The sequence below is a fragment of the Achromobacter sp. LC458 genome (assembly GCF_001005835.2).
Classification (GTDB): Bacteria; Pseudomonadota; Gammaproteobacteria; order Burkholderiales; family Burkholderiaceae_B; genus Achromobacter; species Achromobacter spanius_B.
In genome coordinates this window covers 343,641-369,526 of sequence record NZ_LBHW02000001.1, presented here as the reverse complement: position 1 = coordinate 369,526, position 25,886 = coordinate 343,641, and the positions used below count along the sequence as shown (strand labels likewise).

At 63.5% G+C, this 25,886-nt stretch carries 23 protein-coding genes; 4 read left to right on the top strand and 19 right to left on the bottom strand.

What is annotated here, in order from left to right; genetic code table 11:
- Positions 1-14 precede the first annotated feature (14 nt).
- A complete protein-coding gene (gene paaX / locus YH64_RS01640; RefSeq protein WP_046802754.1) occupies positions 15-944 on the top strand; it encodes a phenylacetic acid degradation operon negative regulatory protein PaaX in 930 nt (309 codons plus the stop codon).
- Between the two features lie 123 nt (positions 945-1,067).
- Here the strand turns inward: paaX and orn are convergent, their stop codons facing one another.
- Positions 1,068-1,613, bottom strand: a complete 546-nt coding sequence (gene orn, locus YH64_RS01635; RefSeq protein WP_046802753.1) for an oligoribonuclease — start codon at positions 1,611-1,613, stop codon at positions 1,068-1,070.
- Between the two features lie 60 nt (positions 1,614-1,673).
- On the opposite strand from orn, the gene YH64_RS01630 reads away from it, so the two are divergent.
- Together YH64_RS01630 and rsgA are read left to right on the top strand one after the other, a co-directional pair.
- Positions 1,674-2,924 (top strand): M48 family metallopeptidase, encoded by a 1,251-nt coding sequence (locus YH64_RS01630; protein WP_046802752.1) that lies wholly within the window; start codon positions 1,674-1,676, stop codon positions 2,922-2,924.
- Between the two features lie 38 nt (positions 2,925-2,962).
- Positions 2,963-3,877, top strand: coding sequence for a ribosome small subunit-dependent GTPase A (gene rsgA, locus YH64_RS01625; protein ID WP_046802880.1), 915 nt, complete (start codon positions 2,963-2,965; stop codon positions 3,875-3,877).
- Positions 3,878-4,001: 124 nt separating this feature from the next.
- On the opposite strand, the gene YH64_RS01620 is transcribed toward rsgA, so the two are convergent.
- Positions 4,002-4,733 carry a CoA pyrophosphatase gene (locus YH64_RS01620; protein WP_046802751.1) on the bottom strand — a complete coding sequence of 244 codons (732 nt, stop codon included), beginning with the start codon at positions 4,731-4,733 and terminating at the stop codon, positions 4,002-4,004.
- A gap of 123 nt (positions 4,734-4,856) precedes the next feature.
- On the bottom strand, positions 4,857-5,237 hold the full coding sequence (rplS, locus tag YH64_RS01615; protein WP_006218237.1) for a 50S ribosomal protein L19: 381 nt from the start codon (positions 5,235-5,237) through the stop codon (positions 4,857-4,859).
- A gap of 218 nt (positions 5,238-5,455) precedes the next feature.
- Between rplS and YH64_RS01610 the strand changes: the two genes are divergently transcribed.
- A complete protein-coding gene (locus tag YH64_RS01610; protein WP_046802750.1) occupies positions 5,456-6,328 on the top strand; it encodes a DMT family transporter in 873 nt (290 codons plus the stop codon).
- 104 nt (positions 6,329-6,432) lie between these two features.
- On the opposite strand, the gene YH64_RS01605 is transcribed toward YH64_RS01610, so the two are convergent.
- The 16 genes from YH64_RS01605 to YH64_RS01525 form a co-directional block, all read right to left on the bottom strand.
- Positions 6,433-6,930, bottom strand: coding sequence for a hypothetical protein (locus YH64_RS01605; protein ID WP_046802749.1), 498 nt, complete (start codon positions 6,928-6,930; stop codon positions 6,433-6,435).
- 62 nt (positions 6,931-6,992) lie between these two features.
- Positions 6,993-8,528 carry a PA0069 family radical SAM protein gene (locus YH64_RS01595; RefSeq protein WP_370512716.1) on the bottom strand — a complete coding sequence of 512 codons (1,536 nt, stop codon included), beginning with the start codon at positions 8,526-8,528 and terminating at the stop codon, positions 6,993-6,995.
- A gap of 212 nt (positions 8,529-8,740) precedes the next feature.
- Entirely contained in the window at positions 8,741-10,039 is a 1,299-nt protein-coding gene (locus YH64_RS01590; protein ID WP_046802747.1) for a sulfate adenylyltransferase subunit 1, read from the bottom strand.
- A gap of 40 nt (positions 10,040-10,079) precedes the next feature.
- Positions 10,080-10,988, bottom strand: coding sequence for a sulfate adenylyltransferase subunit CysD (gene cysD, locus YH64_RS01585; RefSeq protein WP_046802746.1), 909 nt, complete (start codon positions 10,986-10,988; stop codon positions 10,080-10,082).
- A 41-nt stretch (positions 10,989-11,029) separates the two neighbouring features.
- Positions 11,030-11,776, bottom strand: coding sequence for a phosphoadenylyl-sulfate reductase (locus tag YH64_RS01580; protein ID WP_046802745.1), 747 nt, complete (start codon positions 11,774-11,776; stop codon positions 11,030-11,032).
- Between the two features lie 2 nt (positions 11,777-11,778).
- Positions 11,779-12,843, bottom strand: coding sequence for a sulfate/molybdate ABC transporter ATP-binding protein (locus YH64_RS01575; protein ID WP_046802744.1), 1,065 nt, complete (start codon positions 12,841-12,843; stop codon positions 11,779-11,781).
- 27 nt (positions 12,844-12,870) lie between these two features.
- A complete protein-coding gene (gene cysW, locus YH64_RS01570) occupies positions 12,871-13,773 on the bottom strand; it encodes a sulfate ABC transporter permease subunit CysW (RefSeq protein ID WP_046802743.1) in 903 nt (300 codons plus the stop codon).
- Entirely contained in the window at positions 13,770-14,660 is an 891-nt protein-coding gene (gene cysT, locus YH64_RS01565; protein WP_046802742.1) for a sulfate ABC transporter permease subunit CysT, read from the bottom strand. The genes cysW and cysT overlap by 4 nt, the downstream gene beginning before the upstream one ends.
- A 24-nt stretch (positions 14,661-14,684) precedes the next feature.
- Positions 14,685-15,713 carry a sulfate ABC transporter substrate-binding protein gene (locus tag YH64_RS01560; protein ID WP_046802741.1) on the bottom strand — a complete coding sequence of 343 codons (1,029 nt, stop codon included), beginning with the start codon at positions 15,711-15,713 and terminating at the stop codon, positions 14,685-14,687.
- A gap of 213 nt (positions 15,714-15,926) precedes the next feature.
- On the bottom strand, positions 15,927-16,568 hold the full coding sequence (locus YH64_RS01555) for a peroxiredoxin (protein WP_046802740.1): 642 nt from the start codon (positions 16,566-16,568) through the stop codon (positions 15,927-15,929).
- Positions 16,569-16,719: 151 nt separating this feature from the next.
- Complete coding sequence (locus YH64_RS01550) at positions 16,720-18,546, bottom strand: acyl-CoA dehydrogenase (RefSeq protein WP_046802739.1); 1,827 nt, start codon at positions 18,544-18,546, stop codon at positions 16,720-16,722.
- A 72-nt stretch (positions 18,547-18,618) separates the two neighbouring features.
- A complete protein-coding gene (gene aspT / locus YH64_RS01545) occupies positions 18,619-20,319 on the bottom strand; it encodes an aspartate-alanine antiporter (protein ID WP_046802738.1) in 1,701 nt (566 codons plus the stop codon).
- A 22-nt stretch (positions 20,320-20,341) separates the two neighbouring features.
- Entirely contained in the window at positions 20,342-22,168 is a 1,827-nt protein-coding gene (locus YH64_RS01540) for a bifunctional aspartate transaminase/aspartate 4-decarboxylase (protein WP_046802737.1), read from the bottom strand.
- Positions 22,169-22,283: 115 nt separating this feature from the next.
- Positions 22,284-23,975: an aspartate-alanine antiporter gene (gene aspT / locus YH64_RS01535; RefSeq protein WP_046802736.1), complete on the bottom strand. Its 1,692-nt coding sequence runs from the start codon at positions 23,973-23,975 to the stop codon at positions 22,284-22,286.
- A 198-nt stretch (positions 23,976-24,173) separates the two neighbouring features.
- Entirely contained in the window at positions 24,174-25,103 is a 930-nt protein-coding gene (locus YH64_RS01530; RefSeq protein ID WP_046802735.1) for an electron transfer flavoprotein subunit alpha/FixB family protein, read from the bottom strand.
- Between the two features lie 2 nt (positions 25,104-25,105).
- Positions 25,106-25,855: an electron transfer flavoprotein subunit beta/FixA family protein gene (locus YH64_RS01525; RefSeq protein WP_046802734.1), complete on the bottom strand. Its 750-nt coding sequence runs from the start codon at positions 25,853-25,855 to the stop codon at positions 25,106-25,108.
- Positions 25,856-25,886: the final 31 nt, after the last annotated feature.

Below are 25,886 nucleotides of genomic sequence, written 5' to 3'. Positions count from 1 at the left end.
ATGCGGCCCCCCTTATGGCAAACCCTACGTCGCCTTTGGACCGTTTCCTGTCCCGCTTGCTGAAAAGCGACCCGCCTCGCGCCAAATCGCTGTGCGTCAGCTTGCTGGGGGACGCGTTGGCCCCTCACGGCGGCGCCATCTGGCTGGGCGACCTGATCGAATTGCTGGCCCCGCTTGGTATCAATGAACGCCTGCTGCGCACCAGCGTTTTCCGGCTGGTGGCGCAAAACTGGCTGCAATCGGAACGACATGGCCGGCGCAGTCTGTACCTGATTTCGGAACAGGGGCTGCGACATACCGCACATGCCTCGCAGCGCATCTACGAAGGTGCAACGCAGGACTGGAACGGGGAATGGACCCTGGTGGCGCTACCGCGCACGGGCAACGGGCTGGCCGAGCGCGCCGAGTTGCGTCGGGAATTGGTCTGGGAAGGGTTCGGCATGATCGCGCCGGGCCTGTTCGCCCACCCGCACACCGAGGCGCGGGCCGCGCACGACATTCTTGAAAAGCTGGGTATCCCGGATCGGGCGCTGGTGCTGTCGGCCCGGGATCTGGCCGGCGCGGGCGGCCTGCCGATCGCCAGCCTGGCGTCGCAATGCTGGAACCTGGATGACGTGGCCGAGCAGTATCGCCAGTTCTCCCGCAACTTTGGCCCGCTGGAAAAATTACTGGATGACGCGCCGCCGCCCGCCGACGCGTTCGTCGTTCGGGTCATGCTGTTGCACAATTGGCGCCGGATCGTTCTACACGACCCGCAGCTGCCCGGCCCGATGCTGCCCGACAACTGGCCGGGCCACGCCGCCCGCGCGCTGTGCGGCAGAATCTACTGGAAGGTTTTCGACGCGTCGGAGACGCATCTGAACGCGAGCGCCGGGCAAGATAATGCGCGCTATACGCCGCTGACGGCCGAGGTGGAATCCCGTTTCGGTGGTCGGCCGGCCTGACAGGTGTGGCGGCGGGCGGGTCAAGGACCCTCTGCCCGGTGCAGGCGGCCGAGTGAATGCAGGCCGATGAATGCGGCCCGCTGCATCCGGCCCGATACATGCGCCCCCTGAAAACCGCCCGGCTTACACCTTCAGCAGGTGCTCGCGGTAGTACTTGAGTTCGTCGATGGACTCATAGATATCAGCCAGCGCTTCGTGGCGGCTCTTTTTCTCAAAGCCCTTGTACACGGCCGGCGCCCAGCGGCGCGCCAATTCCTTCAGCGTGCTGACATCCAGGTTGCGGTAGTGGAAAAACTGCTCCAGGCGCGGCATGTACGCAAACATGAAGCGGCGATCCTGGCTGATGGTGTTGCCGCACAGCGGCGATTTACCCGCCGGCACATGCTGCGCCAAAAACGCCAAGAGCGTATCCTCTGCCTGCGCTTCGGACACCGTGGACGCGCGCACCTTGTCGATCAGGCCGCTTTTGCCGTGGGTGGATTTATTCCAGTTGTCCATGGCGTCAAGCAGGCTGTCAGGCTGGTGGACGACCAGCACCGGGCCTTCGGCCACGACCGTCAGGTCGGGTTCCGTCACCACGACGGCCACCTCGATGATGCGTTCTTTCTCGGGATCCAGCCCGGTCATTTCCATGTCGAGCCAGACCAGGCGATTTTCGTTCACAGCCATATAATTTGCCTATAAAACACGCGATTTTCGCACATCCCTACTGAGCAAAACGCTTCGCCCATGTTCACACTGCTGTTCGTTGCTTTCCTGCTGGCCGATATTGCCGTGCGCCTGTGGCTGGCCGGTCGCCAGATCCGCCACGTGGCGCGTAACCGCGATCGCGTGCCGGATGAATTCTCGCCTCGCATCGGCCTGACCAGCCATCAGCGCGCGGCCGATTACACCATCGCCCGCGTCAAACTGGGCATGCTTGAACGCACCTACGACGCCATTTTGCTGGTCTGCCTGACGTTGATGGGCGGCTTGCAATTCATCGACCTGATGGTTGGGCAGCTTACCAGCAATGATTTTTTGCGCCAGATGCTTTTGCTGGTCGTGGTGGCGCTGGTGCTTGGCGTGCTGGGCCTGCCTTTCACGCTGTGGCGGCAGTTCAAGCTTGAGGCGCGTTTTGGCTTCAACCGAATGACGCCCGAGCTATTCATTGCCGACACGGCCAAGGGCCTGTTGGTTGCCGCCGTCCTGGGCCTGCCGCTGGCCGCCGCCGTGCTGTGGTTGATGGGCAGCGCGGGCGCCTACTGGTGGGTCTGGGCGTGGGCGCTGTGGACGGTGTTCAACCTGGCGCTGCTGATCGTCTACCCGATGTTCATTGCCCCGCTTTTCAATAAATTCACGCCACTGTCCGACCCGGACCTGGCCGGCCGCATCCAACGGCTGGCCCAGCGCTGCGGCTTCGCGCTGAACGGACTGTTCGTCATGGACGGCTCGCGCCGGTCCGCGCACGGCAATGCCTATTTCACCGGCTTTGGAAGGTCGCGCCGCATCGTGTTTTTCGACACGCTGCTGGCGCGCCTGAACGGCGATGAAATTGAAGCGGTGTTGGCCCACGAACTGGGTCATTTCGCCAAGCGTCATATCATCAAGCGCGTCGCCTTCAGCTTTGGCGCCGCGCTTGCCTTTTTTGCCATCCTGGGCTGGGTCTCGCAACAACCCTGGTTCTACATGGACCTGGGTGTGGTGCCCCAACTGGGCGGACGCAACGACGCGATGGCGTTGCTGCTGTTCTTCCTGGTCATTCCCGTTTTTACTTTCATGTTCACGCCGTTGGCCAGCTGGTACTCGCGTCGCGACGAATTCGAAGCGGACCGCTATGCGGCCGAGCAGAGTTCGCCGCAACATCTGGTGTCCGCGCTGGTCAAACTCTACGACGACAACGCCGCTACGCTGACTCCCGACCCTGTGCATTCCGCCTTCTACGATAGCCATCCCCCCGCCGCCGAGCGCATCCGCCACCTGATGGCGCCCACCGCATGAGCGCCCCGCGCAATGCCAGAAACGGCGTGACAGCGCCCATGACCGACGCCGTGGGCGGCCAGCTGGACGGCCGCATCATCGCCGCGCACGGACGCCACTACACCGTTGAGCTTGCCGACGGATCGCTGCGCAAGTGCTTCCCCCGCGGCAAAAAGGCCGGCGCCGCCGTCGGCGACCGCGTGCGCATTGCCCCCCAAGGCAAGGACGAAGGCGCGATCGACGCGATCCTGCCGCGCACCAACCTGCTGTACCGGTCCGACGAGATGCGGTCCAAGCAGTTCGCCTCCAACGTCGACCAGTTGTTGATCGTGATCGCGGTGCAGCCGACCTTCTCCGACGACCTGACCGGGCGAGCCCTGGCCGGCGCCTGGAGCGCGGGCATCTCGCCGCTGATCGTCTTGAACAAGACCGACCTGACAGAAGAATTGCCCGCCGCTCGTGCCCGCCTGGCGCCGATTGCGGCGTTGGGCGTGCCCGTGGTCGAGCTCAGCGCGCTGGAACCTGAGAAGGTGCACACGCTGCTGGCGCCTCGTCTGGCCGGCCGCACCAACCTGCTGCTGGGTCAAAGCGGCATGGGCAAGTCCACGCTGCTTAACGCATTGATCCCGGACGCGCGCGCGGCCACGCGCGAACACTCCACGGCGTTGGACATGGGCAAGCACACCACGACCAGCACGCGGCTTTATCACCTGCCCGATCCCGGCGGTGACCTAATCGATTCGCCCGGGTTCCAGGCGTTCGGCTTGCAACACCTGACGCGCGACGACATCATCCGCGGCTTCCCTGAATTTGCGCAGCCTATCGAGGAATGCCGCTTCTACAATTGCACGCACCGCCGTGAACCGGGCTGCGGCGTAGTGGCCGCCTTGCAGGCAGGCAAGATCAACCCGCTGCGCTACGCGCTATACGAGCGCATTCTTGAAGAGAATCTGGCGGGACAACAACGCTATTGATTTTGGGCTGCTCGCGAACGCCGCGATGGCCATAAAGGCCACGGCAACAAAAACGGCCCGCAAGGGCCGTTTTCTATTGCACGGATAAATAGCGCGATGGTCTGGCCCGCTTTCGGCCATACCGTCAGCGCGGCTGCAATCCGTGGCGCAGCAGGTGATAGAGGTTGCGCAACATGCCCGCCGTTGCCCCCCAGATGAAATGCTTGCCGTAGGGCATCCCGTAGTAATTGCGCACGCGTCCGTCGTCCAGCCTGGCCTCGTACAGCCGATGATTGGCCGGGTCCATCAGGAACGACAGCGGCACTTCAAACACTTCAGCTACCTCGAACGCGTCGGGCGCCAGCTCAAAACCGGGCCGCACCAACGACACCACCGGAATGATCGAAAAACCCGTCGCCGTCAGGTAGGGCGGCATGCTGCCCAACACTTCCACATGGTCTTCCGGCAATCCGGTTTCTTCCTGCGCTTCGCGCAAGGCAGCGGCCACGGGCGTAGGGTCGCTGGTTTCGATGCGGCCACCCGGAAAGCTGATCTGCCCCGCGTGGTCATGCAGATGCGCGGCGCGCTGGGTCAGCATGATGTGTACGCCGTCGTCGCGCGTGACCAGCGGAATCAACACGGCCGCGGGCACCGGTGTGCCCTCGCGGCCGGGGTATCGCAGATCGTTGTCGCGCGAAAGCTCCAGCGTCCAGGTGGATGGCTGGTTCAGCGTGCCCCGCAGGCGATCCGGGGTCAACAGGCTGGCAGGTACGGCCGGCAGAGAATCATTGGCCACTACCCACGGTTGCGTTGCCGGATCGAAGCCCGGGCGCACAAGCGGCCGTCGAGGCCGCGCAGAATACGAGGAATCAGACATACGGCTTTGCTAAAAGAAAAAGGCACCCTCGCAGGTGCCTTTTTAACCCGGAAACCTGTGCCGGACGGAAACGCTGAATGGCGCGAACGTCCGACACTGGTAGGGCCGTGTGCCGATAAGCGATCAAGCCGCCGAGGCTTGCTTGCTGACCAGCTTTTCCTTGATACGTGCCGACTTGCCCGAGCGGTTGCGCAGGTAGTACAGCTTGGCGCGGCGCACGTCGCCGCGGCGCTTGACTTCGATGCCGGCGATTTGCGGCGAGTACAGCTGGAACGTACGTTCCACGGCTTCACCCGACGAAATCTTGCGCACGGTGAACGCGGAGTTCAGGCCGCGATTGCGCTTGGCGATAACAACGCCTTCGAAAGCCTGCACGCGCTTGCGGGTGCCTTCAACGACGTTCACGCTCACGATGACGGTGTCACCAGGAGCAAATTCAGGCTTGGCTTGGCCGCCGGTCAGACGGGCAATTTCTTCCTGTTCCAGGATAGCGATAAGGTTCATGAGAACTCCTAGATCATCATGTCTTTGCGGGCTAAAACTTTTGCCGTTCGTTTTTTACCGATGTTGTTACTGGTGCCGCAAGCAGAGGATGAGATTTGGCAAACCAATGATTCTACACCAAAAGTTGGCTAGGCCGTCGGGTAGAATGGCGCCCTTCCGGCAGCTTGCTGTACCCTAGCGGCTTCTGTAACAAACACGTCATTCGGCGCTGTTCCCTCATGTCGTATACGTCCCTGATATTGGTCGTCCTGGCGGCGATGGCCCACGCTACGTGGAACCTGCTTGCCAAGCGCGCGGCCATGGTGGGCGCGCCTTTTGTGTTTGCCTATGGGCTGTGCGCCTCGTTGCTGTACGCCCCCTGGGTCATCTGGGTGCTGATCCACGACGGCATGACATGGACGTGGCCCGTCGTCGGCGCCATCCTGACATCCAGCCTGTTGCATCTGGGCTACAGCCTTTGCCTGCAACGCGGCTATCAGGTTGCCGACCTGTCCGTGGTGTATCCCATTGCGCGAGGCACCGGCCCGCTGCTTTCCACGACGGGGGCATTCCTGCTGCTGGGCGAACCCGCCACCGCCACCGGCATTGCCGGCATGCTGTGCGTGGTGATCGGCGTGCTGATGATCGCCACCCAAGGGCGTCTGACCATCTTCAAGCAGGCCCAAGCGTGGATCGGCGTGCGCTGGGGCGTGGTGATCGGCCTGTTCATCGCCGCCTACACCGTGGTGGACGCCTATGGCGTGAAGGTTCTGTTGATCAGCCCCGTGCTGTTCGATTGGTTCACATGCGTAACGCGCACCGCAATGATGACGCCCCACATGATGGGCCGGCGCGCACAAGCCTGGCAGTCCATGCGCGGGCACTGGCACCTGGCGCTGGCCGTGGGCCTGCTGTCTCCGTTGGGGTACATCCTGGTGCTGTATGCGCTGCGCAACGGCGCGCCGTTAAGCCTGGTGGCGCCTGCCCGCGAAATGTCGATGATGCTGGGCACCCTGGCCGGCATGTTCCTGCTGCGCGAAAAGGTCGGGCCGGGCCGGTTGGCCGGTTGCATATCCATTCTGGTGGGCGTGGTGCTGCTGGGCTCCAGCTAAGCCTGCCACGCTGAGCTCGCCGACGTGAAGCTTGGCGCACGCCTAGCCTGCCGTGGCCGTTCAATGTATCAGTCGTGATTGTTTGAAAATCGAGCCCGGGCGATTCAGAAGCCAGCGGCGGCTCCAAGCCACATCAGGCCGGGGATGATTGCGCCCCACGCCAACACCATCACCACATCCAGCACCATGGCCTTCATGGTGACTTGCGACGTTACGGGTTCAACGGTGGCGTTGCCCAGACTGCGCTCGCGTACCGCCGACACCGGCAAAGCGGGGGCCATGGCAGGTGACAAGGCGGGCGCCATCGCGGGGGTAACGGCAGGCACCGGTACCGGTGTCACGACCGATGGCATCCCGCGCGTCGCCGCGCGCTCGACCAAGCCGCCCTCTTGGGCCGGCGTGGGCGGGAACGGCCAGCGTGCGGGAGACGTGCCCGAGCGGCTGCGCTGGCGCGGTTCGTCACCGGCGGACGCGGTATTCCACGGCATGGCCAGGCCCGCCAGCTTGGCGCAAGCGGCGCGGGCTCGATACGCGCCACGGCGCAGCGGGTTCAACGAGACGATGAGCTCATCTGACAAAACGGAAAAATCAGCGGTGTTCATGAGAACTCCTTGAAGAAACGATTCCACGCCGCCGCAGCGGCCGACACGGCGAGCGGCCGTGATCAATCGAACAGCGACAACTGGCCGGCGGCCAGCGCCTGCAACTGGCGCGCCCCACGGCCATAGCCGCCGGAAACTGCCGGCAGGCCGTCAGAAAGGGGGACCCCTGAAGACGCTTGCGCGCCAACCGGGGATAGGAAAGCGGTAGAGGAAGGGGTAGCGGGCACAGTCACCGCAGAGCCGGCCGACGACGCCACTGCTGCGGACACAACCGAAGACGCCGCGCCCTGCCCTGCAAGCGGGCCCGCCGAAAACAGAGACGGCGTGGCGCCCGCCGCCAGCGGCGGCTGGAAGCGATCGCAGTCCAGCGCGAGCCTGTGGCGGTTCAGCCCGAGCTTGCGGGTCGCGACGGCGAAGCGCTGGCGCAGCAAGTCTGCCCAGATGCCGGTGCCACGCATGCGCGAGCCAAAATTAGGGTCATTGCGGCGACCGTTGCGCAGGTCTTCTATGCGGTGCAGCACGCGCTGGGCGCGGTCGGGGTAATGGGCGTTAAGCCAATCCTCGAACAGGGTTTTGACCTCCCAGGGCAGGCGCAAGACGGTGTAGCTGGCGTAATGCGCGCCGGCCGCCTTGGATTCCTGGAGGATGTGTTCCATGGATTCATCATTGATGAACGGGATGACGGGCGCCACCAGCACGCCGACCGGCACGCCGGCATCCGTAAGGCTGCGCACGGCTTCCAGCCGCCGCCACGGCGCTGCGGCACGCGGCTCCAGCGTGCGCGCCATGCCGGCGTCCAGCGTGGTGATGCTGATATAGACCACCACCAGATTCTGCTCAGCCAGCGCTGCAAGCAGGTCGAGATCCCGCGCGACCAGCGCGTTTTTCGTGACGATGGTGACGGGATGGCGGGTTTCCAGCATCAGTTCCAGCATGCCGCGCGTCAGCCGCCAATCGCGTTCGATGGGCTGGTAAGCGTCAGTGGCGGAACCGATATTGATGGGCGACGGCTTGTAGCCGGGGCGCCCCAGTTCGGCGCGCAGCGCATCCACGGCGTTTGCCTTGGCCACCAGGCGGGTTTCGAAGTCCAGCCCGGGCGACATGCCCAAATACGAATGCGTGGGCCGCGCATAGCAGTACACGCAGCCGTGCTCGCATCCGCGATACGGGTTTACCGCAACGTCGAAGGGGATATCGGGCGAGTCATTGCGCGACAGCATCTTGCGCGCTTCTTCGGTCGTGACGGTTGTCTTGGGTGCGGGCGGAGCCAGCCGCGTATCAGGAATGATGGGGATGACCGTGGCGCCAGGGCGCGCGCCAGCCACCGGCGCGTGCGCGGAGCCGGACCCGGCTTCAGGCGAATCCCCAGAAGCGGAATCCGTGAATGTATCGGAAAAGGAGTCGGAGAAAGAGTCGGGGACGGATTCTACGAAATCCGCCGGCAGGCCTGAACCGGACCAACCGTCGTCGACCTGCACACGGTCATCGCGCTGAAAGCGATGCCGAACATTAGTAACCGCACCCCGACCGCGCAAGGCGGCGGGGGCGGCAGCCGGGGACCCAGAACCGGCGGGAAAAGAATGATCGGTGCGTGCCATAAAAACTACTGTACAAAAACACAGTGGTTTTGACAAGCACCAAAAGCCTTTCCGTAAGACAGCCCCACTTTACCGCAAGACGCGAGGCGCGTCTGAACAAATCGATTTCATCAGGCGATATCGCCCGCAAACCCGCACCAGCATTAGGTTTGGAAGAAATACAACATCAAAAATCGGGCCGAAAGTCCGTTGTTTTCCGGCCCGATTCCAACCTAGCGCAACATGCCCGCCGCAGCCGTCTGATGCGTGGCTTCATCGATCAGAATGAAGGCGCCGGTCGTTGGCACATCAGCGTATCGATCCACCGCCAGCGCCTCGCGCGTGGTGAACGTCACGCGACCGATGTCGTTCATCTGCAAGGTGCCTTCGGTGTTCTCGACTTCCTGCAATTCGTGGATGTCGCGATGCGAGAGCACCGCGCGAATCTTTGCCGACGTAAGCCGCGTGCCCGACTTCAACAGATACTTGCGCGCCGGGTTCAATGCTTGCGCATCCAGCCAGCACAGCTCGGCTTCGAACTCGCGCGTGACTTGCGCCGGCGCCGCCGTGTGCACGATGACATCACCGCGCGACACGTCGACATCGCGATCCAGCACCACCGTGACCGAGTCGCCCGCCACCGCCTCGTCCAGCACGCGGTCAAAGACGCGGACTTCGCGCACCACCGCACTGACGCCCGACGGTTGCACGGTGATGGCGTCGCCCGCGCGCAGCACGCCGCTGGCCAACCGGCCGGCATAACCGCGAAAGTCTTCTTTCTGATTTCCCCCGTGCCGCGCCACCCACTGCACGGGAAAGCGCAGCGGCAAGGCACGGCCGTCACTGGCAAGGTCCAACGATTCCAGCAGCGCCAGCAAAGGCTGGCCCTCGTACCAGGGCGTCTTGGGTGACAGCGTCACGACGTTGTCGCCATTCAGCGCCGACAGCGGCAGCGCATCGAAATGTGCGATGCCAAGCTTGGCGGCGAGTTCGGCATACGCATCGCGAATGCGCTCGAACACGGCGCGATCCCAATCGACCAGGTCCATCTTGTTCACGGCCACCACGATGTGGCGGATACCCAGCAGCCGCGCAATGGTGCTGTGCCGCTTGGTCTGCGGCAGCAGCTTGCCGTCGGCCGCGCGCGTGGCGTCGATGAGGATCACGGCCACGTCCGCCGTGGACGCGCCCGTGACCATATTGCGCGTGTATTGCTCGTGGCCGGGCGCATCGGCAATGATGAATTTGCGCGCGGGTGTAGAAAAGTACCGGTAGGCCACGTCAATCGTGATGCCCTGCTCGCGCTCGGCTTCCAGCCCGTCGGTCAAGAGGGAAAAGTCGATGCCGTCGCCCGCCACGCGCTTGTGCTTGGCGCGCGAGATCGCATCCAGCTGGTCGGCGAATACGCCCTTGCTGTCGTACAGCAGGCGCCCGATCAGCGTGGATTTGCCATCGTCGACGGAGCCCGCCGTGATCAAGCGCAGCACGCCCGTGCCGGCGCCGGAAAGGAAAGAATCGTTCAGTGCGTTCATGGTGCGTCCCCTGCCGCCGGCCGCAGCCGGCGTTTTGCATTCAGAAATAGCCTTCCTTCTTGCGGCGCTCCATCGAGGCCTCGGAAGTCTGGTCGTCCATGCGCGTGGCGCCGCGCTCGGTGATGTCGGTCACCGCCGTCTCGGCGATGATGGCGTAGGTGTCAGCCGCGTCGGAAGCCACCGGGCAGGTGCAAGAAATATCGCCCACGGTGCGAAAGCGCACCGGCATCCGCTCGACCTGCTCGCCGTCTTGCGGCGGCGTCAGGCGGGTCACCGGCACCAGCAGGCCCTTGCGCCGGACCACCTCGCGCTGATGGCTGAAGTAGATCGACGGCAACGCCAGCTTCTCGCGCTGGATGTATTGCCAGACGTCCAGTTCCGTCCAGTTCGAAATCGGGAAGACGCGCATGTTCTCGCCGCGATGCACGCGCGTGTTGAACAGGTTCCACAGTTCAGGGCGCTGTGCCTTGGGGTCCCATTGGCCGAATTCATCGCGGAACGAAAAGATGCGTTCCTTGGCGCGGGCCTTTTCCTCGTCGCGGCGCGCTCCGCCGATGCAGGCGTCAAAGCCGAATTCCTCGATGGCTTCCAGCAGCGTCACCGCCTGCGCCGCATTGCGCGAGTCGGTTTCGCGCCGCAGCACCACGCTGCCACGCTTGATGGAGTCCTCGACGCTGCGCACGATCAGGGTCTCGCCCAATTCGGCTGCGCGCTGATCACGAAAGGCGATGACTTCATCGAAGTTGTGGCCCGTGTCGATGTGCATTAGCGGGAAGGGAAAGCGGCCCGGGCGAAACGCCTTTTCCGCCAGGCGCAGCAGCACCACGGAGTCCTTGCCGCCCGAGAACAGCAGCACGGGCTTTGCGCTTTCGGCGGCCACCTCGCGCATGATGAATATCGCTTCCGATTCCAGCCAATCCAGGTGGCTGCGTTGGATCACAGCAGACATAGGTTATTCCCCTAAGACAGAATTTGAATTCATGGACGGCGTCATTCGCCGCGCGTCACGACACTGATGACGCGGTTGCCCGCGTGCAGACCGCATTCCTTGGAATCCGACGATTCCCACCACCATCTTCCGGCGCGCACGTCCTCGCCCGGCCGGATGGCGCGCGTACAGGGCTCGCAGCCGATGGACGGGTAGCCCTGGTCGTGCAGGGGGTTGTAGGGCACATCCAGCGCACGGATCACTGCCCACACGTCGTCCTCGCTCCATTCGGCCAGCGGGTTGAACTTGGTCAGGCCGAACACGGGGTCTTGCTCTTGCAAGGGCAGTTCGCCGCGCGTGGTGGATTGCTGGCGCCGCTGCCCGGTGACCCAGGCGCTGCGCCCGGCCAGCGCGCGTCGCAGCGGCTCGACCTTGCGAATCTGGCAACAGGCTTTGCGCAGGTCCACGCTTTCATAGAACGCATAGGCGCCATGCTGGGCAACGTGCTGCTCCACCGCCGCCGCCACGGGCCGGTACACCGTGACATCGCGCCCATAGCGCGCGCGAACGGCGTCCAGCACGCCCAGCGTTTCCGCATGCAAGCGGCCCGTATCCAGGGTGAACACTTCCAGGTCCAGGCCCGAGTCGTAGATGGCATGCGTCAACAACATGTCTTCAGCGGCCAGCGACGACGCCAGCGCGGCGTCCGGATAGCGCTGCTGAATATCGGCCAGACGCCGCACCAGCGCCTGCCAACGCTGCGCCAGCGCGGCGTCCTGGATGGAAGGAAAATCAACAGAGGTCGTCATGGTCATGGTTGCACCGCAAAGATCCGGGCGCGCCGGGGACGCGCCAACAACGTATCGCCATCGCGCAGGTCCAGTTCCCGATACAGGTGCTCGGGCACTTCCGCTTCGATGATGGCGTCGGAATCCTGGCGCGCCAGTTCCAGATAGGCGCTGGGGCCGGCCAGATAGGCGTGCGACAGGCGCACCGCAATGCCCTGCCCGCCCGCGCGATAACGCTCGATCTCGAACTCGTGGGGACGAACGTAAGCGGTGGCGCGCTGCGCATGGGCTTGCGCCAGGTCAGGCGCCGGCAGCGACAAGCCGGCGCCTTCCCAGACTCCGCCCGTCGCCACGCCTTGCAGCTGGTTCACATCGCCAAGAAAGCCGTACACAAACGGCGTCGCGGGCTGTTCCCAGACTTCACGCGGCGTGCCCACCTGCTCGATACGGCCGGCGTTCATCAACACCACGCGGTCCGCGACCTCAAGCGCCTCTTCCTGGTCGTGCGTCACAAACACGCTGGCCACGTTCAGCTCGTCATGCAGCCGGCGCAACCAACGACGCAGTTCCTTGCGTACCTTGGCGTCCAGCGCGCCGAACGGCTCGTCAAGCAGCAACACGCGCGGCTCGACGGCCAGTGCGCGTGCCAGGGCGATACGCTGACGCTGGCCGCCGGACAGCTGCGCGGGATAACGATCCGCCAGCCAATCCAGCTGCACGAGCGTCAGCAGGTCATGCACCTTGCGCTGGATCTGGTCTTCGGACGGGCGCTGCGACCGGTGCTTCACGCGCAGGCCGAACGCCACGTTCTCGAACACCGTCATGTGCTTGAACAGCGCGTAATGCTGGAATACGAATCCCACCTGGCGCTGGCGCACGTCCACGTCCGTGGCGTCTTCGCCCCCGAACAGGACGCTGCCCGAATCCGGCAATTCCAGCCCGGCGATGATGCGCAGCAGCGACGTCTTGCCGCAGCCGGACGGCCCCAGCAACGCCACCAGTTCGCCGGTTTCGATATGCAGCGACACGTCATTCAGCGCCTGGAACTGGCCGAAGCGCTTGGATAGATTACGTACTTCGATACTCATGCCTGTCTCCGTCTGGGCCGTCGCGCGTTACGCGATGGCCGGCTTGATCGTTGCGGCCGCTGCACCGGGATACTCGACCGGCAGGTCGGCGGCGCGCAGCATGCGCGCGTTGCGCCACTCGACCAGGTTTTTCGCCACCAGCGTCACCAGCGCCAGCAGAGCCAGCAACGAGGCCACGGCGAACGCGGCCGAGTACTGGTATTCGTTGTAGAGAATTTCCACGTGCAGGGTCATGGTGTTGGTCAGCCCGCGCACCTGGCCGGACACCACCGACACCGCGCCAAATTCACCCATTGCCCGCGCGTTGCACAAGATGGCGCCGTACAGCAGGCCCCACTTGATATTGGGCAGCGTCACGCGCCAGAAGATCTGCCAGCCGCTGGCGCCCAGCGTCAGCGCCGCCTGTTCTTCTTCGCTGCCTTGCGCCTGCATCAACGGGATCAGCTCACGCGCCACAAACGGAAAGGTCACGAACAGCGTGGCCAGGATGATGCCGGGCACGGCGTAGACGATCTTCCAGTCGTGGTCCTGCAACCAGCCGCCCAGCCATCCTTGCGTGCCGAACAACAGAATGAAAACCAGGCCGGCCACCACGGGCGATACCGAGAACGGCAGGTCGATCAACGTGATCAGGAACTGCTTGCCGCGAAACTGGAACTTGGTGATGGCCCATGCCGCCGCCACGCCAAACACCAGGTTCACCGGCAACGCGATGGCCGCCACCAGCAAGGTCAGCCGGATGGCGGACAGCGCGTCGGGCTCGACGATGGCATCCAGGTACAGCTGCCAGCCTTTCTTGAAGGCCTCGGCGAACACTGCCGCCAGCGGCACCAGCAGGAACAGGGTCAGGAATGCCAGCGCAACAAACAGCAAGATGCCGCGCACCCAGCGCGGTTCGGTCAAATGGGCCGGACGATCCGCTGCGCTCATGCCAGCCTCCCAAGGTTGCGGCGGGCTTGCCAGCCTTGCAGCAGATTGATGACCAACAGCATGACGAAGGACAGCACCAGCATCACGGTCGCGATGGCGGCGGCGCCGGCGTAGTCGAATTGTTCCAACTTGGAAATGATCAGCAGCGGCGTGATCTCGGACACCATCGGCATGTTGCCGGCAATGAAAACCACCGACCCGTACTCGCCGACCGCCCGCGCGAACGCCAGCGCAAAGCCCGTCATCAACGCCGGCACGACGGTGGGCAGCAGCACGCGGCGGATGGTCTGCCAGCGGCTGGCACCCAGGCTGGCCGCCGCCTCTTCGATTTCGCGTTCTACGTCTTCCAGCACCGGCTGCACCGTGCGCACCACGAAGGGCACGCCGATGAAGATCAGCGCAATCACGATGCCCAGCGGCGTGAACGCCACCTTCCATCCAAACCATTCGGACAGCGGCGCGCCCAGCCAGCCTTTTTGCGAATACAGCGCGGTCAGCGCGATGCCCGCCACCGCTGTGGGCAATGCGAAGGGCAGATCCACCAGAGCGTCCAGAATCTTCTTGCCGGGAAAGCGATAGCGCACCAGCACCCAGGCCACCACGGACCCGAACACCAGGTTGACCAGCGCAGCGATCAGCGAGGCGCCAAAGGTCAGTTGATACGACGCCATCACGCGCGGCGCCGTCACCGTGTCCCAAAACCCTTGCCACCCGAGTTCGGCGCTTTTGATGGGCAGCGCAGCCAGGGGAATCAGCACAAGCACGCTCAGGTACAGCACGGCGTAGCCCATGGAAATACCGAATCCGGGCAGCACGCCCGGGCTGTTGCGCCGAACGGCAAAAGGCGCTTGCGCGCCGATTGCCGTCGGGGGGGAGGCAGTTGTCATAGCCGTCGTCCGAAGGTCGTGTCGTTATTTCTTTTGCGGCAGGTAGATCTGGTCGAAGGTGCCGCCATCACTGAAGTGATCTTTCTGCGCCTTGCGCCAGCCGCCAAAGATCTTGTCGTCGATGGTGACGAGCTTGACCTTGGGGAACTTGCTTTCGTACTTGGCGGCCACCGTCTTGTCGATGGGCCGGTAATAGTTCTTGGCGATGATTTCCTGCGCGGCGGGCGTGTACAGGAATTCCAGATACGCCTGGGCGGCGGCGCGCGTTCCCTTCTTGTCCACGATCTTGTCCACGACGGCCACCGGTGGTTCGGCCAGGATGGACAGGGACGGCACCACGATGTCGAACTTGTCGGGACCCAGTTCTTCAAGCGCCAGGAAGGCTTCGTTTTCCCAGGCCAGCAGCACGTCGCCCACGCCGCGTTCCACGAACGTGGTCGTGGCGCCGCGTGCACCGGTGTCCAGCACCGGCACGTGCTTGAGCAGGTCGCCGACATAGGCGCGAGCCTTCTCTTCGCTGCCGCCGTTCTTTTCCAGCGCGTAGGCCCAGGCAGCCAGATAGTTCCAGCGCGCGCCGCCGGAAGTCTTCGGGTTGGGCGTGATGACTTGCACGCCGTCCTTGATCAGGTCGTCCCAGTCCTTGATGCCCTTGGGGTTGCCCTTGCGCACCAGGAACACGATGGTGGACGTATAGGGCGAACTGTTCTGCGGCAGGCGAGACTGCCAGTTTTCGGGAATGAGCCCCCGGTCGGCAATGGCGTCGATGTCATAGGCCAGCGCCAGCGTCACCACGTCGGCTTCCAGCCCATCGATGACCGAGCGCGCCTGGCGACCCGATCCGCCGTGCGACTGGCGTATGGTCAGATCGACGCCGGCCTTGTCCTTGTACTGCTTGATGAAGGCATCGTCGATGGCGCGATACAGCTCGCGCGTGGGGTCATAGGACACGTTCAACAGCGTTTGCTTTTGCTGCGCTTGCGCCGGCGCCACGGGCGTCAGAGATACCGCCACCGCTGCCAGCGCGGCCAACCAACCCGCTTTTCCGAAAGACATCCCTTGCTCCCTGTATTTTCAATATGGAAGCAAGTGTGCTGGCTGCGCATTCTGAACGGAACGAATCATTATTTGATTGCTCATCGCTCGCAGGCATATAGGACCGCCGTCCCAGCCATGAGAAAACCGCCGCGTTCTCCTATGGAGAAGGCGGCGGTTCGGGCGGCTCAACGCCGCGTTTTTTACCGGGAGGCTACCCCCCGGAATTCGAATTTACTTATTCGGTTGGGGCGTGATGCGCAGGTAAGGACGCACGGCCTTATAGCCTTTGGGGAACTTCTCTTTGATGACGGCCTCGTCCTGCAGGGACGGAACAATGATCACATCGTCGCCATCTTCCCAGTTGACCGGCGTGGCCACGCTGTGGCTGTCGGTCAATTGCAACGAGTCGATGACGCGCAGGATTTCATTGAAGTTGCGGCCCGTGCTGGCCGGATACGTGATGATCAGGCGCACCTTCTTGTTCGGGTCGATGATGAACACCGAACGCACCGTCAAGGTGGCATTGGCATTCGGGTGAATCATGTCGTAAAGCTCGGAGACCTTGCGATCCTTGTCGGCCAGGATCGGAAAGTTGACCTTGGTGGACTGCGTGTCGTTGATGTCTTCGATCCACTTCGAATGCGAATCGGCGCCGTCCACCGACAGGGCCAGCACCTTCACATTGCGCTTGGCGAATTCGTCAGCGAGCTTGGCCGTGTAACCCAGCTCGGTCGTGCACACCGGCGTGAAGTCGGCCGGATGCGAAAACAGCACCCCCCAGCTATTGCCCAGATATTCGTGGAAGCGAATGGGACCGGCCGAGGAATCCTGTTCGAAATCGGGGGCGGTATCGCCCAGACGTAGATGACTCATGGTGTCTCCTATTTGAGGATTCAGTGGGGAGGATCTGGCCGCCCGCCTTGCAGGGGGCAGCGCAGGATGGCGTTTCAAAGCCGAGCTTACTGCTTGCGAAACGATTCTTCCATCAAACCTTCGGTCGAGGAAATACGCAAGCCATATAACCTTATGCAATATCCGCGGCCGCCCCGCAGGCGTCCGCGACCACGCCCGCGCGCACCGCCGCCGACAGCGCCAGGGCGCGCGGAAGGATGTGGGCGGCATAGAACAGCCCGGTCGCGATCTTGGTTTTGTAAAACGGGTCTGACGAACCGGCAGCGATATGCCGACGGCACGCCAATACGGCGCGTGCCATCTGCCAGCCGCCATGCACCACGCCGGCCAGCATCAGGTATGGCACGCTGCTGGAAAACACCGCGCGCACGTTGGCGGCGGATTGCTCAAGAATGAAACCCACGCCGGCCTCATAGGCCTGGATGGCGCCATCCAGGTTGTCGCGCAACAGGCGTAGCGCATCGCGTTCCGGCGCTGCCGCGCGCGTGGACTCGGCCTCGACGGCGCGCAAGGTCTCGCGCATGGCGGCGATGGCGGCGTAGGCGGTGGCGCCGCCGTCGCGCTGCGTCTTTCGACCCACCAGGTCGTTGGCCTGGATGGCGGTGGTGCCTTCGTAGATCGGCAGAATGCGGGCATCCCGGTAAAACTGCGCCGCCCCCGTTTCCTCGATGAAGCCCATGCCGCCATGCACCTGGATGCCCAGCGACGCGACCTCAACGGCGATTTCGGTCGAGTAGCCCTTCACCACGGGCACCATGTATTCATAGAACGCGCGGTTGCGCGAGCGCTGTTCGGGGTCGGGGTGATGCGTGCCCTTGTCGTGGGCGGCGGCCGTCACATAGGACACGGCACGCGCCGCCTCGGTCAGGGCCTTCATGGTCAGCAGCATGCGCTGCACGTCTGGATGGCGCACGATGGCCACCGGCCCCGCCGAGCCTTCCACCGCGCGGCCCTGCACGCGTTCACGCGCATAGGCCAGCGCATGCTGGTAGGCACGTTCGGATACGCCGATACCCTGCTGCCCCACCGAATAGCGCGCCGCGTTCATCATGATGAACATGTATTCCAGGCCGCGATTCAATTCGCCGACCTGATAACCGACGGCGCCCTCGCCGACATCGCCCTGGCCCGAGCCATACAACAACACGGCGGTGGGGCTGCCATGGATGCCCAGCTTGTGCTCCAGCGATGCGCACCAGACATCGTTGCGCTTGCCAACGGCGCCGTTGGCGTCGACCAGGAACTTGGGCACGATGAACAGCGAAATTCCCTTTACGCCGGCGGGCGCGTCCGGCGTGCGGGCCAGCACCAGGTGGATGATGTTTTCAGCCAGATCATGTTCGCCGAAGGTAATGAAGATCTTCTGGCCGAACAGGCGGAACGTGCCGTCGTCCTGGCGCACGGCGCGTGTGGCGACCTGCGCCAGATCCGAACCCGCTTGCGGCTCGGTCAGGTTCATGGTGCCCGTCCATTTGCCCGCGATCAGGTTCGGCACGTACTCGCGGCGTTGCGCGTCCGAGCCCACGGTCAGCAGGGCTTCGATCACCCCGTCCGTCAGCATGGGGCATAAGGAAAATGCCAGGCTGGCGGCCTGGATGTTTTCGCCCGGCGCGGCGGCGACCAGCTTGGGCAGGCCTTGCCCGCCCCACTCTTGCGGATGCTGCAAGCCCTGCCAGCCGCCGGCGGCGTAGTCCTTGAAGCCCTGCGCATAACCGGGCGTGGTCGTGACATGGCCGTCTTTCCACACAGGCGGCTGCGTGTCACCGGGCACATTCAAGGGCGCGACGGCCTGCTCCACAAACCGGCCGTTCTCTTGCAGAATGGCGTCAACCAGATCGGGCGTGACGTCACCGAAGCCGGGCAATGCAAGGATGTCGTCCAGGCCGGCCAGTTCGTTCAGCGTAAAGCGGAACTCCTGTAGCGGGGTTACGTAGGGCATGATGTCTCCGTGTGCAAAACGACAGCGAGGCGCCAAGCGCCTCGCCTCTGCTGCGTCTTTCAGATACGCGTCTTAACTCAGATGGTACGCCAACGACACAATGATGGGTCCCAGCACCGGCAGCAGCACGTTGGCGATGGCATAGGTCACGGTGTAACCCAGCAGCGGCACGGAACTTCCGCTGGAGTTCAAGATGGCGCTGATGGCGGGCGTGCTGACGTGCTGCCCGGCAATGGCGCCCACCAGCAGCGGGCCTTCAATCTTCAGTATCTTGTGGCCCACCCACAATGACAGGCAGGCAGGCCCCAGCGAAACCAGCAAGCCGATCAATGGCAGCACGGCGCCGTGTTCGCGGATCAGCGATACGGCTTCTGGTCCGGCCGACAAGCCCACGCAGGCCACAAACACCGCCAGCCCGAGATCCTTCAACAGCTGCACGGCGTGGTCCGGAATGTGGCCCAGCGACGGCCGCTTGGCATTGATCCAGCCACACACCAACCCGCTGACGAGCGCCCCGCCGCCGCTACCCAGCGACACCGGGATGCCCCACATGCGCGCACTGAGGCTGCCGATCATCAAGCCCGCCAGAATGCCGAAGGCCAGGAACACCAGATCGGTGACACCGCTGCGGCGCAGCTCGCTGCCCAGGGCTGCGCCCGCCTGCGCCAGTTCGGGTTCGGCGCCCACCAGCGTGACCAGGTCACCGTATTGCACGATGGTCGCCGGCGTCAACGGCAAGGCGTGCCCAGACCGCATGATCGACTGCACGAAGACGCCACGCGCCCGCTTGGCGCCCGGGCGCTTGCCCAGCTCGCCCATGGTGATTCCATTGACGTTCTTTTTGTTGACGATGACCGCAAGCTCGCGCATTTGCAGATCATCGGCGTGCGCTTCCGGCAACTGAATTTCTGGCCCGACCACCGCGCCCGCCCGCAGCGCAAAACGGCGCAAGCCCAGCACTACCACGATGTCGCCCGTGGCAAGCGTGTCCTCGGGAGTAACGTCCAGCGCCGCGCCGTTGCGCAGGATGCGGCTGATCACGGTACGGCCACCCAACTGAGCCTCGACGTCGCCCACCTTCATGCCGTCGGCGTCCTTGACCACGTGGGCGCGCCCCACCAGACGCGGCAAGGTGGGCAGGTTGATGTCTTCGTCTTCACCGGACGCGACGCCCAGCTTGGCCTCCAGCGCCTTGGACGCCTGGCGCAAGTTGATGCGCAACAACGCCGGGGCCACCTGGCTGGTAAAAAACACAATGCTGATCAAGCCCACCAGGTAGGTCAGCGTGTAGGCCGTGGCGATGTTGGCCTCCATGCGCTGCACCTCTGCATCCGGCAAGCCCAGGTGCTTGAGCGCTTCGGCAGCGGTGCCGACCACCGCCGATTCGGTTGCGGCGCCTGCCGCCAGCCCCGCCGCCGTACCGGCATCCAGGCCAAACAGCGGCACGGCCGACAACACGATGGTCAGCACCAGCAACGCTTCAATGATGGGCAGCGCGATATAGCGCAGGCTGGAACGATTCAGGTTGGCAAAGAACTGCGGGCCGCCCGAATAGCCCATGGCGAAGATGAACAGCGCGAAGGCCACCTCTTTCAGGTCCCCGCGCATCTGGCAGCCCGTCTGGCCAATCAGCAGGGCGACGATCAGCGTGCCGCACACGCCGCCCAGCTGAATCGGCCCGACCTTGAGCTTGCCGATCAGGTATCCCAAACCCACCGTGACGAACAACACCGCGATGGGGACGCTATTGAAAAACCCGATCGAGCACGTCATAGCTCATGTCGCCTGTGGTTGCCTACTTACGGGCGGTCGCCTTCTTGGCGGATTTGGCCGCCGTGTCCGCTTGCTTGACGGCTTTCTTCACCGCCTTCTTGGCGACCTTCTTCGTGGCCGTCTTTGCCGCGCGCTTGGCCGCGCCGGCTTTCACCGTCTGGCCCTTGCCGGCAGTCGGACCCGAACGCACCAGTTCGGACGCCTTCCATGCCTCGACGTACTCGGTCGCGCACTCGACCATGTACTTGCCGATCTTGGCGTAATCGGCATCATCCAGGTTGGCCAGCGAGATACGGATCGACCAGGGCGGCCCGCCGAAGCCGCCGCCATCCATCAGCACAACACCCGTCTTCTCGGCCAGCCGGAACAGGAAGTCCACGGGCTCGTAGTTCGACGTCATGTACTTGCAGAAGGCATCGCCATACATGACCTTGGCCCAGACCATGAAGTCCAGTTCCACGTAATACCAGGCGCGCATGGGATCTTCCGGGGGCACCGGGATACCCAGCCCGCTCCACAGCGAGTCGCGGCGCGCACGCACGATCTCCATCGTCAGGTGCTTGTAGGCGTCCTTCAGGTCCAGCAAGTGGGACAGCGCAAAAAAGCACATCTGCACCTGCTGCGGCAGGGACAGGCCCGCCGTGTGGTTCAGCGCCACGTTGCGGCTGTCGGCCACCATGCGGTCGATGAACTTGAGCTTTTCCGGCTCCATCGTCATGGCGCCGTAGCGCTTGTTCAGACGCTGCTTCCACGCCGCGGGCAGCTCGGCGATGCGCCGGTCCATGGTGTTTTTCTCGTGCGTGGCAATCACGCCCAGGCGCCAACCCGTGCAACCGAAGTTCTTGGAAAAGGAGTAGACGCAGATGGTGTTGTGCGGCACTTCGGCCATCAGCGAACGGAAGTTCGGCACGAACGTGCCGTACACATCGTCCGTGACCAGCACCAGATCAGGATTCTTGCGGATCAGGCGCACGATCTGCTTCATTTCGACCGGGCTGAATGCCACCGATGGCGGATTGCTGGGGTTCACCGTCACGGCCAGCTTGATCTTGGGATTTTCCAGCTTGGCTATTTCAGAGGCGGGATAGTGCCAGTCGTGCGTGCCGTCGGCCCGCAGGCTGCTGGCGTTGATGGCAACGATCTTGAACTGGAAACGCTCAAGGTGCGCGATTTCGATATAGGGCGTGAAAGTCGGCAGAAACAGCGCGATAGTGTCGCCCTGCTTCAACAGGCCGTTCTGCATCATCGAGTCGAAGATGTAGCACATGGCGGCCGTGCCACCCTCAACCGGGAACAGGTCGAACTTGCCCTTTGGCGGCCGGCCGTCGCACATTTCCTTGATCAGGTAGTCGTGCACGATCTGTTCGGTGTGCACCAGCGCGCGCGGCGGCACGGGGTAGTTGTCCCCGATGATGCTGTCGGTCAGTTCATGGATCCATTCGTCGGGGTCGAAACTCTTGACCTTGACGCCGTATTCAAGCACGCCAACCAGGAAGTCGTAGCCGTCCTCGCCCTTGTGCTTGGACAAGAACTTTCGCAGGCGGTCGGCGCAGCCCTTCTTGGCGGGCATGCCCGCCAGGATGGCGTCATCACGCACCCGACGCGCCTCTTTCATGGCGAACTGGCCCATCAGGAAGAAGGCGTCGCGCGGCTCGGTGGCGATCCAATTCGGGTTGCCGCGACCGGCGTTCAACATGGTCAAGGCGGCCGTGTGCTGATTCTCCTTGGCCAAGGTAATCAGATAATCCTTCAATTCGAAGGGCGACAGCTGTTCAAGGTCGCGTTGACGCGAGCGGGTTGTCTTCAAGGCGGAAGCCAGACTGACAGTGAGAGGCGCGGTGGAAGCCATTTTTAGGTACTCCTGGTTTGCGTTTTGACAAGCGCTGGCGGAGCGGCGCGGGCGGGTACGCCCGCCGCCACGATGTGCTGCCCGCAAGCCCTGAACAGGCTTGCGGGGCGTCCCACTAAGTCATCAGCATGACAATGACAATGCCCCAGATAATGAGCAGGGTATTGCCGATTGCATAGGGCACCGTGTAGCCCAGGGCGGGCACCTGGCTTTTCGCCGTCTCGGTGATTTGGCCGATCGCCGCCGTCGTGGTGCGGGCGCCAGCGCAGACGCCCAGCACGATGGCGGGATGGAATTTGAAGATATATCGGGCGATGAACACGCCCAGGATCATCGGCACGCTGGTGGCGATGATGCCGGCCACGAAAAGCTTGGCGCCCAATTGTTGGAAGCCCTGCACGAAGCCCGGCCCGGAGGTGATGCCGACCACCGCCACAAACGCCGTCAACCCGACAGACGTCAAGAACCAATGCACGGGTTCCGGCACGCGGCCGAAGGTGGGATGCACGGATCGCAGGTAACCGAAGACCAGGCCCGATATCAGCGCACCGCCGGACGTCGACAAGGTAATGGGAATGCCGCTGACCGTCAGCACCAGCGAGCCGAACAACCCGCCCAGCAAGATGCCGAAGCCGACGAACACCATGTCGGTCTGCTCGGTGGCCCGGTCCACATAGCCCAGCTTGGCCACGACGCGCTCGACGTCACGCTTGGCGCCCAGCACGAACAGGCGATCGCCGCGGTCCAGTTTCAGCCCCCAATTAACCGGCATGTCGTGACCGCCGCGCACAACCTTGCGCAGGAACACGCCCCGGCCCAGCTGACGCACGGTTTCGTTTTCGGCCAATTCCTTAAGCGTCTTGCCGGCCACATTCTTGTTGGTCAGCACCACCTCGACAATCTCGGCGGGCAGGTTGATGACGTCCCTGTCCTCGACTTCGTTGCCGATGATGCCGCCGGCCTGCAACACCAGCGCGTCGTGGCGCCCCGTCACGCCCAGCACATCGCCCGCCTGCAGCACGGTGCTGGAATCGTTATCGATGATCTGGTCGCCGCGGCGGATGCGTTCCACAAACACGCGCGCGTCGACAAAGCGCGCTTCCAGATCGCCCACCGTCTTGCCCACCAGATCGGTGTGATCAAGCTTGTAGGCGCGGGCCGTGAACTTGCGGTAGCCGGACAGTTCCATGGAATCGGCGCCACCGGACATCTTGGCTTCGTATTCCTTGCACTCTTTGACGATGTCCACGCGCATCAGCTTGGGGCCCAGCGAGGCCAGCAACCAGGCGCTGCCGACCGTGCCGAAGATGTAGCAGACGGCGTAGGCCACCGGGATGCTGTCGATCCACTTCTTCTTCGTCGCGGCGTCCACGCCCAGCCCGTTGATCGTGTCCGTGGCCACGCCCATTACCGCCGAAATGGTTTGTGCGCCGGCCAACAGCCCGGCGCCGGTACCGGCGTCAAAGCCAAATCCGACGGCGGTGGCCCAGGTGACGAGCAAGCAGATGACGCAGATGATGACCGCGAAGATGACCTGGGGAAGGCCATCGCTTTTCATGCCGCGGAAGAATTGTGGCCCGACGCCGTAGCCAAGACCAAAAAGAAAAAGCAGGAAGAACACCTGCTTGAGAATCGGGGCAATGGTGATATCAAGTTGGCCGACCAACACACCTACCAACAACGTGCCTGTTACCGCGCCCAGATTAAAGCCAAAAAGTTTTTTAGCTCCGATCCAGTAGCCCAATCCAAGGGTTAGAAAGACCGCCAACTCTGGGTACTTCCGCAATGTGTCAAAGAACCATTCCATCCCGAATCTCCTTCGTTCTGTACAGGTCGAGCACGTACGCGAAAAATCCTGCTGCGCGCGGAACACATTATCAGAATCTTTCAGAAATTCAAAAGAAATACTACATAGATATCAAACTATCGCGGATCATCGCAGACCAAAAAAAACCCCGCGGACGATGCGTCCGCGGGGTTTTCATACTGACGACGGCGCTGAGTTTTACAGGGCGCCGGTCAGTTCAGGTACGACCTGGAACAGGTCGCCCACCAAGCCATAATCGGCCACGCCGAAAATCGGGGCTTCGGGATCCTTGTTGATGGCCACGATGACCTTCGAATCCTTCATGCCGGCCAAATGCTGGATGGCGCCGGAAATACCAACGGCCACGTACAGCTGCGGCGCAACGATCTTGCCGGTCTGGCCCACTTGCCAGTCGTTCGGCGCATAGCCGGCGTCGACGGCGGCGCGCGAGGCACCCAGGGCGGCGCCCAGCTTGTCCGCCAACGGGTCCAGGATCTTGAAGTTCTCGGCGCTGCCCAAACCACGGCCGCCCGAAACCACGACGCGAGCGCCGGCCAGTTCGGGGCGATCGCTCTTGGCGACTTCACGGCCCACGAAGGTGGACTTGCCCGAATCCGCCACGGCAGCCACGTCTTCCACAGCGGCCGAACCGCCCTGCGCGGCAACGGCGTCAAAGCCCGTCGTGCGCACGGTGATGACCTTGACGGCGTCGGCCGATTGCACGGTGGCAATGGCGTTACCCGCGTAGATGGGGCGCTGGAACGTGTCGGCCGATTCCACGCCGATGATGTCGGAAATCTGCGCGACGTCGAGCTTGGCAGCCACGCGCGGCGCCACGTTCTTGCCCGACGCGGTGGCCGGGAACAAGATGTGGCTGTAGTTGGAGGCCACGGCCAGCACTTGCGCCGCGACGTTTTCCGCCAGGCCGTCAGCCAGTTGCGGCGCGTCGGCCAACAGGACCTTGGCGACGCCTGCGGCGGCAGCGGCTTGGTCGGCCACGGCACGCGCATTGGCGCCGGCGACCAGCACGTGCACGTCGCCTCCGATCTTGGCGGCGGCGGCGACGGCGTTCAGGGTTGCGCCCTTGAGCTGGGCGTTATCGTGTTCGGCAATAACCAGCGTCGTCATGTTCAGACCACCTTCGCTTCGTTCTTGAGTTTGTCCACCAGGGCCGCAACGTCGGCCACCTTGATGCCGGCCTTGCGGGCGGGCGGCTCGCTGACCTTCAGCGTCTTCAGGCGCGGCGCGGGATCAACACCCAGTTCTTCGGGCGTGACGGTGTCCAACTGCTTCTTCTTGGCCTTCATGATGTTGGGCAGCGTGACGTAACGCGGCTCGTTCAGGCGCAGGTCGGTGGTGACGATGGCCGGCAGCGTCAGCGTCAGCGTTTCCAGCCCGCCGTCCACTTCACGCGTGACCGTGACCTTGCCGTCGGCCAGTTCAACCTTGCTGGCGAACGTGGCTTGCGGCCAGTCCAGCAGCGCGGCCAGCATCTGGCCGGTTTGGTTGGCGTCATCATCGATGGCTTGCTTGCCAAGGATCACCAGTTGCGGCTGCTCTTTATCGACCAAGGCCTTCAACAGCTTGGCGACGGCCAGCGGCTGGAGTTCGGCATCGGTCTGAACCAGCACGCCACGATCGGCACCAATGGCCATGGCGGTGCGCAGCGTCTCCTGGCATTGCGCAACGCCGCAAGAAACCGCCACGACTTCAGCGACGGCACCCTTCTCTTTGAGCCGGGTCGCTTCTTCGACGGCGATTTCGTCAAAGGGGTTCATGGACATCTTCACATTGGCGATATCCACGCCAGTCTGATCCGACTTGACGCGCACCTTGACGTTGTAGTCAACGACGCGCTTGACAGGTACCAACACCTTCATCCCGCTGCCTCCAAATGGAAATAAATACCCG

What these genes read in the sequence shown, in the direction of transcription:
- rsgA (WP_046802880.1), top strand. Translation starts at nt 2,963, where the DNA reads ATGACCGACGCCGTGGGCGGCCAGCTGGACGGCCGCATCATCGCCGCG.
- YH64_RS01610 (WP_046802750.1), top strand. Translation starts at nt 5,456, where the DNA reads ATGTCGTATACGTCCCTGATATTGGTCGTCCTGGCGGCGATGGCCCAC.
- YH64_RS01530 (WP_046802735.1), bottom strand. Translation starts at nt 25,103, where the DNA reads ATGACGACGCTGGTTATTGCCGAACACGATAACGCCCAGCTCAAGGGC.
- YH64_RS01550 (WP_046802739.1), bottom strand. Translation starts at nt 18,546, where the DNA reads ATGCCCTACGTAACCCCGCTACAGGAGTTCCGCTTTACGCTGAACGAA.
- YH64_RS01555 (WP_046802740.1), bottom strand. Translation starts at nt 16,568, where the DNA reads ATGAGTCATCTACGTCTGGGCGATACCGCCCCCGATTTCGAACAGGAT.
- YH64_RS01630 (WP_046802752.1), top strand. Translation starts at nt 1,674, where the DNA reads ATGTTCACACTGCTGTTCGTTGCTTTCCTGCTGGCCGATATTGCCGTG.
- YH64_RS01540 (WP_046802737.1), bottom strand. Translation starts at nt 22,168, where the DNA reads ATGGCTTCCACCGCGCCTCTCACTGTCAGTCTGGCTTCCGCCTTGAAG.
- paaX (WP_046802754.1), top strand. Translation starts at nt 15, where the DNA reads ATGGCAAACCCTACGTCGCCTTTGGACCGTTTCCTGTCCCGCTTGCTG.
- orn (WP_046802753.1), bottom strand. Translation starts at nt 1,613, where the DNA reads ATGGCTGTGAACGAAAATCGCCTGGTCTGGCTCGACATGGAAATGACC.
- cysD (WP_046802746.1), bottom strand. Translation starts at nt 10,988, where the DNA reads ATGTCTGCTGTGATCCAACGCAGCCACCTGGATTGGCTGGAATCGGAA.
- aspT (WP_046802736.1), bottom strand. Translation starts at nt 23,975, where the DNA reads ATGGAATGGTTCTTTGACACATTGCGGAAGTACCCAGAGTTGGCGGTC.
- YH64_RS01605 (WP_046802749.1), bottom strand. Translation starts at nt 6,930, where the DNA reads ATGAACACCGCTGATTTTTCCGTTTTGTCAGATGAGCTCATCGTCTCG.
- YH64_RS01620 (WP_046802751.1), bottom strand. Translation starts at nt 4,733, where the DNA reads ATGTCTGATTCCTCGTATTCTGCGCGGCCTCGACGGCCGCTTGTGCGC.
- YH64_RS01580 (WP_046802745.1), bottom strand. Translation starts at nt 11,776, where the DNA reads ATGACGACCTCTGTTGATTTTCCTTCCATCCAGGACGCCGCGCTGGCG.
- YH64_RS01560 (WP_046802741.1), bottom strand. Translation starts at nt 15,713, where the DNA reads ATGTCTTTCGGAAAAGCGGGTTGGTTGGCCGCGCTGGCAGCGGTGGCG.
- YH64_RS01575 (WP_046802744.1), bottom strand. Translation starts at nt 12,843, where the DNA reads ATGAGTATCGAAGTACGTAATCTATCCAAGCGCTTCGGCCAGTTCCAG.
- cysT (WP_046802742.1), bottom strand. Translation starts at nt 14,660, where the DNA reads ATGACAACTGCCTCCCCCCCGACGGCAATCGGCGCGCAAGCGCCTTTT.
- aspT (WP_046802738.1), bottom strand. Translation starts at nt 20,319, where the DNA reads ATGACGTGCTCGATCGGGTTTTTCAATAGCGTCCCCATCGCGGTGTTG.
- rplS (WP_006218237.1), bottom strand. Translation starts at nt 5,237, where the DNA reads ATGAACCTTATCGCTATCCTGGAACAGGAAGAAATTGCCCGTCTGACC.
- YH64_RS01525 (WP_046802734.1), bottom strand. Translation starts at nt 25,855, where the DNA reads ATGAAGGTGTTGGTACCTGTCAAGCGCGTCGTTGACTACAACGTCAAG.
- cysW (WP_046802743.1), bottom strand. Translation starts at nt 13,773, where the DNA reads ATGAGCGCAGCGGATCGTCCGGCCCATTTGACCGAACCGCGCTGGGTG.
- YH64_RS01590 (WP_046802747.1), bottom strand. Translation starts at nt 10,039, where the DNA reads ATGAACGCACTGAACGATTCTTTCCTTTCCGGCGCCGGCACGGGCGTG.
- YH64_RS01595 (WP_370512716.1), bottom strand. Translation starts at nt 8,528, where the DNA reads ATGGCACGCACCGATCATTCTTTTCCCGCCGGTTCTGGGTCCCCGGCT.